The 13,244-nt window shown below is 63.6% G+C and carries 12 protein-coding genes; 9 read left to right on the top strand and 3 right to left on the bottom strand.

The window, feature by feature from the left end; all coding sequences use genetic code 11:
- The first annotated feature begins 19 nt into the window (after nucleotides 1-19).
- From murJ to LZ518_RS02450, 3 genes are all read left to right on the top strand, one after another.
- Nucleotides 20-1,579 (top strand): murein biosynthesis integral membrane protein MurJ, encoded by a 1,560-nt coding sequence (murJ, locus tag LZ518_RS02460; RefSeq protein WP_249914458.1) that lies wholly within the window; start codon nucleotides 20-22, stop codon nucleotides 1,577-1,579.
- 16 nt (nucleotides 1,580-1,595) lie between these two features.
- The gene (trpS, locus tag LZ518_RS02455) at nucleotides 1,596-2,591 is read left to right on the top strand and encodes a tryptophan--tRNA ligase (protein ID WP_249916477.1); all 996 of its coding nucleotides are present in this window, start codon (nucleotides 1,596-1,598) and stop codon (nucleotides 2,589-2,591) included.
- A gap of 100 nt (nucleotides 2,592-2,691) precedes the next feature.
- Nucleotides 2,692-3,354 carry a DUF4136 domain-containing protein gene (locus LZ518_RS02450; protein ID WP_249914457.1) on the top strand — a complete coding sequence of 221 codons (663 nt, stop codon included), beginning with the start codon at nucleotides 2,692-2,694 and terminating at the stop codon, nucleotides 3,352-3,354.
- 124 nt (nucleotides 3,355-3,478) lie between these two features.
- Here LZ518_RS02450 and dnaA read toward each other — a convergent pair whose 3' ends face one another.
- From dnaA to mutM, 3 genes are all read right to left on the bottom strand, one after another.
- Nucleotides 3,479-4,882, bottom strand: coding sequence for a chromosomal replication initiator protein DnaA (dnaA, locus tag LZ518_RS02445; RefSeq protein ID WP_249914456.1), 1,404 nt, complete (start codon nucleotides 4,880-4,882; stop codon nucleotides 3,479-3,481).
- Nucleotides 4,883-5,251: 369 nt separating this feature from the next.
- Complete coding sequence (rpsT, locus tag LZ518_RS02440) at nucleotides 5,252-5,515, bottom strand: 30S ribosomal protein S20 (protein ID WP_249914455.1); 264 nt, start codon at nucleotides 5,513-5,515, stop codon at nucleotides 5,252-5,254.
- Between the two features lie 105 nt (nucleotides 5,516-5,620).
- Nucleotides 5,621-6,436 carry a bifunctional DNA-formamidopyrimidine glycosylase/DNA-(apurinic or apyrimidinic site) lyase gene (gene mutM, locus LZ518_RS02435; protein WP_249914454.1) on the bottom strand — a complete coding sequence of 272 codons (816 nt, stop codon included), beginning with the start codon at nucleotides 6,434-6,436 and terminating at the stop codon, nucleotides 5,621-5,623.
- Nucleotides 6,437-6,484: 48 nt separating this feature from the next.
- Between mutM and LZ518_RS02430 the strand changes: the two genes are divergently transcribed.
- The 6 genes from LZ518_RS02430 to LZ518_RS02405 all read left to right on the top strand — a co-directional run bounded on the left by LZ518_RS02430 (nucleotide 6,485) and on the right by LZ518_RS02405 (nucleotide 13,199).
- Entirely contained in the window at nucleotides 6,485-7,213 is a 729-nt protein-coding gene (locus tag LZ518_RS02430; RefSeq protein WP_249914453.1) for a class I SAM-dependent methyltransferase, read from the top strand.
- Nucleotides 7,210-8,745 (top strand): 2-polyprenylphenol 6-hydroxylase, encoded by a 1,536-nt coding sequence (ubiB, locus tag LZ518_RS02425; RefSeq protein ID WP_249914452.1) that lies wholly within the window; start codon nucleotides 7,210-7,212, stop codon nucleotides 8,743-8,745. The genes LZ518_RS02430 and ubiB overlap by 4 nt, the downstream gene beginning before the upstream one ends.
- Before the next feature lie 3 nt (nucleotides 8,746-8,748).
- Nucleotides 8,749-9,825, top strand: coding sequence for a hypothetical protein (locus tag LZ518_RS02420; protein WP_249914451.1), 1,077 nt, complete (start codon nucleotides 8,749-8,751; stop codon nucleotides 9,823-9,825).
- Nucleotides 9,822-11,501 carry a DUF885 domain-containing protein gene (locus tag LZ518_RS02415; protein WP_249914450.1) on the top strand — a complete coding sequence of 560 codons (1,680 nt, stop codon included), beginning with the start codon at nucleotides 9,822-9,824 and terminating at the stop codon, nucleotides 11,499-11,501. The genes LZ518_RS02420 and LZ518_RS02415 overlap by 4 nt, the downstream gene beginning before the upstream one ends.
- 26 nt (nucleotides 11,502-11,527) lie before the next feature.
- Nucleotides 11,528-12,724, top strand: a complete 1,197-nt coding sequence (gene coaBC / locus LZ518_RS02410) for a bifunctional phosphopantothenoylcysteine decarboxylase/phosphopantothenate--cysteine ligase CoaBC (RefSeq protein WP_249914449.1) — start codon at nucleotides 11,528-11,530, stop codon at nucleotides 12,722-12,724.
- A gap of 64 nt (nucleotides 12,725-12,788) precedes the next feature.
- On the top strand, nucleotides 12,789-13,199 hold the full coding sequence (locus LZ518_RS02405) for a hypothetical protein (RefSeq protein WP_249914448.1): 411 nt from the start codon (nucleotides 12,789-12,791) through the stop codon (nucleotides 13,197-13,199).
- Nucleotides 13,200-13,244: the final 45 nt, after the last annotated feature.

Genomic DNA, 13,244 nt, shown 5'->3' with positions numbered 1-13,244 from the left:
TCGTCAGCCGGCCAAGCCCATGAACCTAGTCAAGGCGACAGGCACGATCGGCGGCCTGACGCTGGTCAGCCGCGTCGCGGGATTTGCCCGCGAAATGCTGATGAGTCGGGTCATGGGCGCCAGTTGGCAGGCGGACGCCTTCTTTGTCGCATTCCGCCTTCCCAACACCTTTCGCCGGCTCTTCGGTGAGGGTGCGTTCTCGGCTGGCTTCGTCCCGCTCTATGCCCAGCGACTGCAGGGCGAGAATGGCGAGGCCGAAGCGAAGAATTTCTCCGAGGAAGTGCTGGCCGTATTCGCACCGACCCTGGTCCTTTTCACCGTTGTGTTCGAAATCATCATGGGGCCGTTCGTTTTCCTGATCTCAGGATATGAAGGCGAAAAGCTTTCGCTCGCTACCCTGCTGACCAGCATCACCTTCCCCTATCTCATCCTGATCAGCCTCGTTTCGCTCTTCTCGGGGATCCTCAACAGCCTCGCCCGCTTTACGGCCGCGGCCTTCGCACCGGCCCTTCTCAACCTCGCCATGTTGTCGGCACTGATTTTCGTGCCGGTAGGCGGCACCGTTTCGGCCACGGCGCTTGCCATCGCAGTGACGGTTGGCGGCGTGCTCCAGCTCGGCCTGCTTATCGCCGCGTGCAAGCGCGCCGGCATCGTCCTGAAGCTGCGGCGACCCAAGATGACCCCGGGGGTGCGGCAATTCGTCCGCGTCGTCATCCCCGCGACGCTGGGCGCGGGCGTCTATCAGATCAGCGCCTTCATCGACACTTTCTTCCTGGCACGGATCGGCACCGGCTCGCTCAGCTATTTCAACTATGCCGATCGTCTCAATCAGCTGCCACTCGGCGTGATCGGGGCCGCGCTCGGCACCGCCATCCTGCCGCAGGTCAGCAAGCATGTCGGCGCGAATGAGCCCGGCAAGGCCGCCAAGGTCCAGGGCCAGGCAGCAGAGCTGGCGATGCTGCTGTGCCTGCCCGCCGCGCTGGCGCTGGCGGTCAGCGCCGGCCCGCTGGCGTCCGCGCTGTTTCAGGGGGGTCGCTTCACGGCCGAGGATGCGCGCCTCACCGCGCTCACCTTGTCGATCATCGTCCTTGGCCTGCCCGCCTATGTGCTGGTCAAGGTGCTGACGCCCGGCTTCTACGCTCGTCAGGACACGGCCACGCCGGTCAAGATTGCGTGCATCGTGCTGGTTGCGACAGTCGTGCTCAACTTTGCACTGATCCCGCCGTTCGGCATCGCCGGCCTCGCCGCGGCGATCGCCATCTGCTCCTGGCTCAATTGCGTGATGCTCTACGTCGTGCTGCATCGGCGAGGCCATTTCCGGATCGAAGGCTGGCTGGCCTCCCGGATCGCCCGGCAGCTATTGGCCGGAGTGCTGATGGCGGCGGCGCTTTATGCCATCAAGCTTGCCATCCCCAACTGGTTCTCGGGATCGACCGGCCATCGAATGGTAGGGGTGCTGGCCTTGGTCGGCGGCGGGATGGCGGTCTACTTCCCCGCCGTCTGGATGCTAGGCGGTACCGACAAGGAAGAGTTGCGGGCACTGTTCCGCCGAAGGAGGCCCTATACCGATGCCGGCTAATGTTGGCCCTGATCATATGCGCGTCGTCTCGGGCATTCAGCCGACCGGCGATCTGCACCTCGGCAATCTGCTCGGTGCGATCCTGCGCTGGGTGAGGATGCAGGATGAAGCCGAGTGCCTGTTTTTCCTCGCCGACCTGCACGCGCTGACGGTCGACATCGAGCCTGCCCTGCTGCGCGCCAACGTGCGGGAGATGGCAGCTGCCCTGATCGCCAGCGGAATCGATCCCGACAAGTCGATCGTATTTGCGCACAGCGCGGTCCCTGCCCATGCCGAGCTGTGCTGGATTCTTAATTGTACGGCTCGAATGGGCTGGCTGAATCGCATGACACAGTGGAAGGACAAGGCCGGCAAGAACCGCGAAGGCTCGAGCGTAGGCTTGTTCGACTATCCGGTCCTCCAGGCGGCTGACGTGCTGATCTATCAGGCAACCCATGTTCCCGTCGGCGAAGACCAGAAGCAGCACATCGAGCTGGCCCGCGACATCGCACTCAAGTTCAATAATGACTTTGACATCGAGCTGTTCATTCCGCCGGAACCGTTCATCGGCGGCGGCACCGCGGCACGGGTGATGAGCCTTCGCGACGGCACGGCGAAAATGTCCAAGTCCGATCCGTCGGAGCAAAGCCGGATCCACCTGACCGACAGTGACGATGTGATTGCGCAGAAAATCCGCAAGGCCAAAACCGACCCCGACCCGCTGCCCGACGATCCGACGCTCCTCGAGGGACGCCCGGAAGCGAAAAACCTGGTCGGGATCCTGGCGGCAATGACCGGCGAGACGCCGGAGACGGTGCTGCAGCGTTTTGCCGGCCAGGGGTTCGGCGCGTTCAAGCCAGTTCTAGCCGATGCGACGATCGCCCTGGTTGGTCCGTTGCGCGACCGGCTGATCGAGCTTCGCCGCGACGAGACGGCGCTTGACGCGATCCTTGCCGCGGGTGCCGAGAAGGCGGCGGCGCTGGCTGCGCCGACTCTGGCCGAAGCTTATCGGGCGGTAGGCCTCAGAGGATAACGCCCAGAGTCTGCAAGGCGACTGTCTCGCTTCATCGCCTATTCAGAACGTTTCATGCTATGTTCTCGCTCTCAACGGAATCTCCGACTCGGGGTGTGACATGATGCGTATCAAGAAACTGGCCGCCGCAATCCTACTCGGTTCATCGGCGCTCGGCCTTTCGGCCTGCGCCACTGGCCTGCAAACGCAGGTGTCCCGCTTCCAGGCCATGCCTGCGCCACAGGGGCAGAGCTTCTGGCTCATGCCAGCCGATCCGGCCAATGAGGGCGGCCTCGAATTCTCGGGTTACGCCGAACAGGTTGCGCAGCATCTTCAGGCCTTGGGCTACACCCGCGCTCCGAGCCTTGGCCAAGCTACCATGGTCGCGCTCGTCGGCTACGGGGTCAGCGACCCGCAGACGGAAATCACGAGCTACCCATCATTCTACGGTCCGGGATACGGCTGGGGCTCGCCATTCTACTATGGCCGCCACAGCTATTACTGGGGCTGGAACGACCCATATTGGTGGGGTCCAAGCTCCTATAACGATGTCCGCACCTACACTTATTATATCACCGAAATGAACCTCAACATTCGGCGGAAGGTGGACAATATCTCGCTGTTCGAGGGCAAGGCCATGGCCCGGTCCCGCAACAGCACGTTCAGCAAGACGGTACCAAGCCTGGTCGAGGCGATGTTCACCGGCTTCCCCGGCAATTCGGGCGAGACGATCAAGATCACCATTCCGCCGGAAGGCAAGCAGTCCGCGACGAGCTCTTACTGAATGGTGGGCATAAAGTAGGGCCCGCCTGGTTTCCCAGGCGGACCCTCGACCAGTTGGGGACTGGACCTCTTTCCCTCAGGCATCCGCGATAACGCAGTTACCGCCGGCGCCCTATTGCCCCAGATCAGCCCTCCAACTGGCGCGTCAGCAGCCGGATGTCGGCATCAAGCTCCGAGTCCGCGGCGCGCAACCGCTCAATCTGTTTGACCGCGTGGATCACCGTCGTGTGGTCGCGCCCGCCAAACCGGCGGCCGATATCCGGCAGTGACTTGGGCGTCAGTTGTTTCGACAGATACATCGCCACCTGGCGCGGTCGTGCAACCTCCCGGGCCCGCCGAGCCGAGGTCATCTCTGCCTTGCGGATGCGGTAATGTTCGGCGACCTGCGTCTGGATTTCGTCGATCGAGATACGGCGCTGGTTGGCCCGCAGCACATTGGCCAGCACTTCCTCGACAAAGGCGACGTCGATCGCCCGGCCGGTCATCATCGCATAGGCGGCGATTCGATTGAGCGCGCCCTCAAGTTCGCGGATCGAACTGGTGATCCGGCGGGCCAGAAATTCGACCACACCGCGCGGCATCTCGACGCCTGGCAGGGCCGCCAGCTTGGCATCGATGATGTTGAGCCGGAGCTCATAATCGGCCGGATTAATGTCGGCGACCAGGCCCCAGCTGAGGCGCGACAGGATGCGCGGCGCGATCCCGTCGAGGTCCTGCGGCGCGCGGTCGGAAGTGATCACAAGCCGCCGGTTGGCGGTGATGATCTCGTTCATGGTGTGGAAGAATTCCTCTTGGGTGGAATCCTTGCCAGCGATGAACTGAACGTCGTCAATCAGCAACAGGTCGGCGGAGCGCAGCCGGCTCTTGAAGCCGATCGTGTCGTTTTCCTTGAGCGCCCGAATGAACTCGACCATGAATTTCTCGGCCGACATCGATACCACGCGGCCTGTCGGGCGATGATCGAGGAAGGCCTGGCCGATGGCGTGCAGCAAATGGGTTTTGCCGCGGCCCGTACCACCATGGATAAACAGCGGATTGAATGCGACGCTGTCCGCCGTTGCCAGGGTCCGGGCTGCGGTCGCGGCAACCTCGTTGGCCTTGCCGACCACGAAGGTGTCGAAACGATAACGCGGATCGAAATTGGGAGCGGAAGGGTCACGCTCACGGGCGCTCGCCGGCGCCACCGGAATTTCCTCAAGGATCAGCAGAGGTGCCGGCTTGGGACCGTCAGCCGAAGCAACGATCCTGACGTCCCGGACGATCGGCAGCACGCTGCGCCAGGCCAATGACAACCGCTCGCCGAAATGGCTTTGCACCCAGTCGGCCATGAACTGACTTGGCATGACGATTTCGAGTTCGCCGGATTCGCCATCGAACACGCCCAGCTCGGCCGGCTTCAACCAGCCATCGAACGTACGAGTGCCACAGTCGCGACGAAGGCCGGTCCGGATCGTTTCCCAGGCAGCTTCGAGTGGCGCAGGTACCGTGGCGGCATCGGAGACACACAAATTTTCCCGACTGCCCTGCACTGGCTCGCGCCTCCCAAACTCTAACTTTGCTGGACATGAGAGGCCGTCGCGCGCGAATGTGATTCGCGACACCGAAAGCTTTCCCAAATCCTAGCCCCCCGGAGCGGATTCGCCGCCGGAAAGTTCGTTTTGAGAGTCTGGAGCGCGCGATTCAAGAGCGGATTTTTCATCAATGTGAAATAAACTGGCTTGACAGAGAGAAGTGGCCAAAATGGCCAATAAATGGCTGATTTCAGCCAATGTCGCTCAAAAGGGGAAAATCGCGATCGCGCGAATCGCCGGAATCCCTAGACTTTTTTCTGTCGCCGAAATGAAACAGGCCGCCGGTAAATCCGACGGCCCGTCCCGAAACCTAACGTAAATCAAAAATTAACCGAGCGAAGCGACCCGCTTGGTCAGCCGCGAGAACTTCCGCGACGCGGTATTTTTGTGAATCACGCCCCGCGCGACTCCGCGAGCCATTTCAGGCTGGGCAGCCTTCAGCGCCGCAGCGGCATCGTCCTTCTTGCCCGACGCGATCGCCGACTCGACGGCCTTGATGAAGGTCCGGATGCGGCTGACGCGGGCGCCGTTGATCGCCGCACGGTTGGCGTTGCGGCGGATGCGCTTCTTGGCTTGCGGCGTGTTCGCCATCGAAAAGTCCTTATATTTCCAAAATAAAAGCGGCGCGCGCCCATGGGGCCGCACCGGCGTGGCGCTCCCCCTAGCGTCAGGCCCGCGAATCGTCAACCGCCTGTGCTAGCGCTGGCAGCTCGGACAAAAGAAGCTCGACCGGCCGCCCTGGACGATTCGCTTCACGATCCCCGCACAGCCCCGGCACGGCGCACCCTCCCGGTCGTAGACGTCGAACTGTTTCGAGAAATAGCCAAGTTCGCCATCGGGCGCGGCAAAGTCCTTGAGCGTCGAGCCGCCGGCCCGGATAGCGTCGTAAAGCACCTCGGGAATCGCCTCGGCGAGGGCGTCGAGCTTCGGCCCGCTGATCCTGCCGGCCGCCCTGCGCGGGTCGATCCGCGCCCGGTACAGCGCCTCGCATGCGTAGATATTGCCAAGTCCGGCAACGATCCGCTGGTCAAGAAGGAGCAGCTTCACAGCCGCGCTTCGCCCGCTGAACCGTTCCTTCAGCCATTTGCCGGTGATGCTTCCGTCAAGCGGCTCGGGTCCCAGCGCCTTGAACGCCGGCCACTCGGCCAGTTCGTCAGTCGGCATCAGGTCGACGGAGCCGAACCGGCGCGGATCACGCAGGTGGAGCCGCCTCCCCTCATCAGTCTCGATCAGCAAATGGTCATGCTTGCCAAGTTCTTGCGGGTCGATCCGCCAGGCACCCGACATGCCGAGGTGAAACACCATCGTGTCACCTCGGTCGGTGTTGACCAGTCCATATTTAGCGCGGCGGCCGAGCGACGTGACCCGCGCGCCCGTCAGTCGCTGTCCCAGATCCTTTGGAAACGCCCGCCGCAGATCCGCGCGCCTTGTTTCCAGGCGCCTTATGCGCCTGCCTTTCAGCACATGCTCCAGTCCGCGAACGGTTGTTTCGACCTCAGGCAACTCAGGCATGTGTTGGCGTATGGCGAAGCGGCGGCAACCTCGCTAGAGCCCGCAGCCATGGATAAGGTCAATTTCGGCGACCAGCTGGTCACTCCCGAGGAAAAGACCCGGCGGGTCGGCGGCGTCTTTTCGTCAGTCGCGGGTAGCTATGACCTGATGAACGACCTGATGTCGGGCGGCATGCACCGGCTGTGGAAGAACCGTTTCGTCGCCAAGGTGAAGCCGCGGCCGGGCGAGCAAATCCTCGACATGGCCGGCGGCACCGGCGACATCGCCTTCCGCATGGCCGCCAATGGCGCGCGGGTCATGGTCAGCGACATCAATGCGGACATGCTGGAGGTCGGCAAGAAGCGCGCCGAGACCCGCGGCATCCACGGCCTTAGCTGGCAGGTCGAAAATGCCGAGAGGCTGAGCTTCGCAGACGGCAGTTTCGACGCCTACACGATAGCCTTTGGAATCAGGAACGTGACCGACATTCCCGCCGCCCTTCGGGAGGCGCACCGCGTGCTAAGGCGCGGCGGCCGCCTTTACGTGCTCGAATTTTCGACCAGCGAATGGCCGGGCTTCGGCGAACTCTACGAACGCTACTCCGAGCATGTCATCCCGCGCATCGGCAAAGCCGTCGCCAAGGACGAAGACAGCTATCGCTATCTGGTCGAATCGATCCGCCGCTTTCCGCGCATGGAACAGTTCAGGGCGATGATCGGCGAGGCCGGGTTCAAGTCGACCAGTGTCGAGCCGATCCTCGGCGGCCTCGTCGCCATTTGGGGCGGCTGGAAAATTTGACCGCTGCCGTCACTCATCTGTGGCGCCTGCTCAAATGGGGCAGGACGCTGGCGCGGCATGGCGCGCTGCAGGGGATCGAACGCGATCCGCTGACCCCACCCAACGTCCGCCGCCTGTGCCGCGTCGCCCGCCTTGGTACGGCAATGCCACCGGTGCCCGACTATGCGGCGGCGCTGCAGGAGATCGGTCCGGCAGCGATCAAGCTTGGCCAGGCGCTTTCGACGCGCCCGGATCTGGTCGGCGAGGCCGCAGCGGAAAACCTGCTCCAGCTGCAGGATGACCTGCCGCCCGAGCCTTTCCCGGCCATCAAGGCCGCGATCGAGCGCGCTCTCGAAGCTCCACTCGATACCTTGTTCAGCGAATTTGATGAGGAGGCGGTCGGCGCTGCCTCGATCGCCCAGGTCCACCGCGCCGTCACCACCGAAGGACGGGAGGTCGCGGTCAAGGTGCTTCGCCCCGGCATCGAGGAGGAGCTAGCCAGGGCGATCGAAACCTATGAATGGGCCGCCGCCCATGTCGAGCTTTTGGGCGGCGAGGCCGAGCGCCTCCGCCCGCGCCTGGTCATTGCCCATTTCAAGCAGTGGACCCGCCGCGAGCTCGACCTGCAGCGTGAGGCGGCGTCAGCCTCGGAGCTGCGCGACAATATGGTTGCCGAGCCCGGCTTCCACGTTCCGGAAATCGACTGGCGGCGTACGGCGAGGCGCGTGCTGACGCTCGAATGGCTCGACGGCATCAAGCTCAGCAAGCGCGATGAACTGATCGCGGCCGGCCACGACACCAAGGCGCTTGCGACCACCCTGGTCCGTGCCTTCCTGCGCCAGGCGGTAGTCGATGGCTATTTTCACGCCGACCTCCACCAGGGCAATTTGTTCGCGCTGCCGGACGGCCGTGTCGCCGCGATCGATTTCGGCATCATGGGCCGCATCGACCGCCAGGCGCGGCTCTGGCTGGCCGAAATTCTCTACGGGCTCATCACCGGCAACTATGACCGGGTCGCCGAAATTCATTTCGAGGCGCAATATGTGCCTCCGCATCACAGCGTCGCCGAGTTCGCGACGGCACTGCGCGCGGTCGGCGAGCCGATCCGCGGCCTGCCGGTCAAGGACATCAGCGTCGGCCGCATGCTCGAGGGCCTGTTCTCGATCACCCGCGATTTCGACATGCAGACCCAGCCGCACCTGCTGCTGCTGCAGAAAACGATGGTGATGGAGGAAGGCGTCGCGACCACGCTGGACCCTGATATCAACATGTGGGAAGCGGCCGAACCGTTCCTCAAGGATTGGCTTCGAACCGAGCTTGGCCCAGAGGCCTATTATGCCGACCGGATCGTCGATACCGTCCGCGCCTTCAAGCTGATCCCAGACCTCATTCGCCGGATCGATGCAGCATATCCGCCGGCTGGCGCGGCACCACCACCGCCACCGTTGGCCGATGTTACGGTGATCGAGGGAAAGAGCTGGATGGCGCCTCTCGCGATCGCGCTGGGCTCGGCCGCCATCGCCGCCGCGCTGACCTATTGGCTGGTCGGCTGAGCCATGCTGAAGGGGGTGTTCCAGACTCGATTTGAAGGCTGGTCGAGGGGTCCGGCACTGGCGCTGATCGCGACACTGCTTGTGCTGCTGGCAGCCAGTAACTGGTCGGCCTCAACCAGTCCCGCACCCAAGGTCCGCACTTCCGAGGCGCAGCACAGCGACCTCCAGCTGTACCGCGACATCATCACCCGTGTTCGGGGCGGCGAGAATTATTACCGGGCCACCGCCGCTGAGCTGCGCAAGGGCAATTATCCGCTCAAACCTTTCTTCACTTTCCGCCTGCCAACCCACGCGACAATCTATGCCGCGCTTGGCGAACAGGTGATGGTGGTACTCTTCTGGCTGCTGTCGGCGGCGCTGATGATCGCCTGGTGGATCAGGCTCCGGGCCTGCCTCCCCAAGCTGCTCCTTGCCGCAAGCCTGATCCTCATCGCCGGCGGGCTCGGCGGGTTGCTCCAGCCGCAGACCGGCCTGTTCCACGAAAGCTGGGCGGCGCTGCTGCTGGCGCTGATGATCGCTGTCTACCGGCCGGAGCGAATCTGGCCGGCGGTGCTGGCCGGCGCAGCGGCCCTGATGATCCGCGAGCTTGCCCTCCCCATGATTCTCGCCATGGCCGGCCTCGCGCTGATCGAGAAACGATGGAAGGAGGCCGCCACCTGGGCGGCGGTAATCCTTCTGTTCGCAATCTACATCGCCCTGCACGCTCAATGGGTCGCTCAAGTTGTCGTTCCAGATGACCCGGCCTCGCCTGGCTGGTCGGGCCTGTTGGGCCTGCAGTTCGCGCTGAAAAGCATTGCCAGGGTAACCATGGGAATCCGCCTGCCGGTCGCGATCGCCTCGATCCTGCTTTTCTTGTCGCTGTTCGGGTGGGCCTCGGTCCGCGCGGGATGGGCGCTCAGGACCGCGATCCTGCTCGCCGGCTACGGCACGATGGTTGCGCTGTTCGCTCGAACCGACACATTCTACTGGGCACTGATTGCCGCGCCTTTGTCGTTTGTCGGCCTGGTGTTCGTTCCCAAGGCATTCGCCGACCTTGCGAAGGCGGTACGCCGCCAATCGCACCAAGGAGCTTCCGCATGAGCCGATTTGCCCTTTGCCTTGCCGCGGTTGTGGCCATTTCCCTACCTTCCGTCGGCCAATCCCAGGCCCCATCCGCCACAGCGACAGCACAGGGGACCCATGGCCAGCTGGTCCAGCTATTCGCCGACTGGCGCACATTCACCCATCCCAAGATCGCCAAGGGCCGGCCCGACTACAGCGCCGCCGCGACGGCCGCCCGTTACGCCCGCTTGCCTGAATTCCGCCAGCGTCTCGCGGCGATCGACCGCACCGGCTGGACCGCGTCGCAGAACGGCGATTACCGGCTGGTCGAAGCGGAAATGAACGGCCTCGATTTCTTTCACCGCGTGCTGATGCCATGGGCGCGCGACCCCGGCTTCTACCAAACCATCTTCGCCGAGATGAGCGATGTACCGGCCCACGAGGGTCCCTCGGCCGAGCCCAATATCGACCTCCACAATTTCACTTACCCGCTATCCCGCGCCGACGATGCGAAGCTCACCGAGTTGATCGGGGCAGTCCCGGCGATGCTCGCTGACGCGCGGATCAATTTGGCCGGCAGTCAGGCGCACGATCTCTGGGCCTACGGCGACCGTGCCTTCAACGAGCAAGGCGAGGTCCTGGCCCAGCTTGAGGCCGGTACATTGGTGATGAACGATCTTGGAGGGCATCGTCCCGCCAGCCTGGCAGGATCCAGTCCCGCATTGCGTAAGGCGGTGCACGATGCCCGCATGGCGACTGAACAATTCGCCGCATGGATCAGGGCCGAAGCCCCTCGCCGCACCGGCGCGTCGGGCGTCGGCAAGGACAATTATGATTGGTACCTCAGCCATGTCCTCCTTAGCCCTTACGACTTCGACGCACAGAAGGCCCTTCTTCAACGCGAACTGGACCGCTCGCTGACGTCGCTTCGGCTAGAGGAAGTGCGCAACCGTGCCGCCCCGCCGATCGTCGAGATCAGTGACCCGGCCGCCTATCGCGCGATGGCGGAGCAGCGCCAAGCAAAGCTTTACGCCCTGCTGACCGGCGCCGGCTTCATCGCTGACAGGCCTTTTTACCGAGACGCACTCAATGGCCAGACGGGCAGCTATACGCCACCGGAGCAGCGCAACTTCTTCACCCATGTGACGGCGCTGGATCCGTTGCCGCTCTCGAGCCACCAATATCATTGGATTGAACTCGCCCGCCTGCGCCACGAACCGCACTCAAGCCCGGTCCGGCAAACGCCGCCCTTATTCAACATTTATGCCGACCGGTCCGAGGGTTTCGCGACGGCGATGGAAGAAATGGTGATGCAGGCCGGCCTATATGATGATGAGCCGCATGGCCGTGAGCTGGTTTGGATCATGCTCGCAAATCGTGCCGCCCGCGGCCTCGCGTCGCTGCGCGTGCAGGCCAATGAGATCGGGCTGGCCGATGCAGGCAAGTTCCACGCCGAATGGACACCGCGTTACTGGTCCGACGCGACTAGCCGCCTGGTTGGGTTCGAGCAGCTGCTCTACCTCCGGCAGCCCGGCTACGGCCCGAGTTACATTGTCGGCAAGATGGAGCTCGACCATCTGCTGGCGCTGGCCTCGCACCGTGCCGAGGTCGCGCACCGCCCGTTCGTCTTCCGCGATGCCTTTGGCGCGATTCTCGCTTCGGGTATCGTCCCGCCATCGATTATCGAGGATGAAGCGGCCGACCTTGCGAAATAGCTAGGCGGAGCGCCATATCGGTCCCCATGAGCCGTATCCTCCTCATCGTCGGCGGCGGCATCGCCGCTTACAAAGCGGCCGAGATGATCCGCCTGCTACGCAAGGAGGGGCATGAGGTCACGCCCGTGCTGACCGAGGGCGGCTCCCACTTCGTGACGCCGATGAGCCTTGCCGCGCTCGCCGAAAGCCCGGTCTACACCTCGCTGTGGGATTTGAAGGATGAGGCCGAAATGGGCCATATCCAGCTGTCCCGCGCGGCCGATCTCGTCCTGGTCGCTCCGGCCACCGCCGATCTCATCGCCCGGATGGCGGCGGGCGAAGCAAACGACCTGGCGACGACGCTGCTCCTGGCAACCGACAAGCCGGTGGTAGTCGCCCCGGCAATGAACGTCCGTATGTGGCAGCATGCCGCGACCAGGCGGAACGTCGAGCAGCTGAAGGCCGATGGAATCACCGTGCTGGAACCCGACGAAGGGCCGATGGCCTGCGGCGAGTTTGGTCCCGGCCGGCTGCCCGAACCAATCGACATCTATCGGCGGATCCAGCCGATGTTGGACAAGGCAGTGTCGATCGACGTTGCCGATGCGGGCTTGCTCGCCGGCAAGCACGTCCTTGTCACGGCCGGCCCGACCCATGAGCCGATCGACCCCGTGCGGGTCATTGCCAACCGCTCATCGGGCAAACAGGGCTTCGCGATCGCCGCCGCCGCCGCCCAGGCCGGCGCTCGGGTCACCCTGATCGCCGGGCCGGTCGCACTTCCAACGCCCGGTGGTGTGTGCCGGATCGACGTCGAAACCGCCCGGCAGATGGCCGACGCGGTGGAGGCAGCCCTCCCCGCCGACGCCGCCATCCTGGTTGCCGCGGTCGCCGACTGGAAGGTCGAAGCCGCTACCTCGAAGCTCAAGAAATCGGATGGGCCCCCACAGCTGCGTTTCGCGCCCAATCCCGACATACTCGCGATACTCGGAGCCCATCCCGAACGACCCACCCTGCTGATCGGATTTGCAGCCGAGACGGACGATTTGGTCGCCAATGCCGGATCGAAGCTTCGATCGAAGCAGGCCGATTGGATCGTTGCCAATGACGTTTCTGGCGACGTGATGGGATCGCACCGCAATCACGTTCATCTCGTGGCCGCGGATGGCGCTGAGGATTGGGGGCCGATGGACAAGACCGAGGTCGCTGCGCGGCTGATCGACCGGATCGCCAGAAAGCTAGGCTAAACAGCGTTCGACGTAGGCCACTCGCCTGTGATACGCCGGGCGAAGTCGATGAAGGAGGCCTGTCATGCTTCATTTGGGATTGGCGTTACTTGCGGCGGTGAGCGGCGATGTGTCGGCGGTAGGATCGGAAGTATCCGTCGCCGGTGGCGATTGGTCCAATATCCCGTGGGTCAAGCGATCGAGCACCCTGAGAATTTCCGACGATCTCATCGATAAGATCGAGGCCGCGGCATTTGGCGAATGCGCCAAACCCGGCCAGTCCAAGACGCGCCTGAACATGAATATCCCGTTCCTGGTGCGTTTCATGGCCGATGGCAATGTGGGTGAAGTTGTCGTCAAGCGGCTCAACTGCCCCACGATCGAGCAGGCCGCCGGCGGTGCGGTGCTGCAAATGGCTCGTGCCGGAGAATATCGGCCGACGGGCGAGAATGCCGCAGGCTGGTACCGGGGCGAGATTACAATCTCGGTGCATTGACGCCGCACCCAGCACTGATATCCAGCCCCGCAGCTATCCCTGCGG

The sequence above is a fragment of the Sphingomonas brevis genome (genome assembly GCF_023516505.1).
GTDB classification, from domain to species: Bacteria; Pseudomonadota; Alphaproteobacteria; order Sphingomonadales; family Sphingomonadaceae; genus Sphingomicrobium; species Sphingomicrobium breve.
This window is presented reverse-complemented; position numbering and strand designations above follow the sequence as displayed.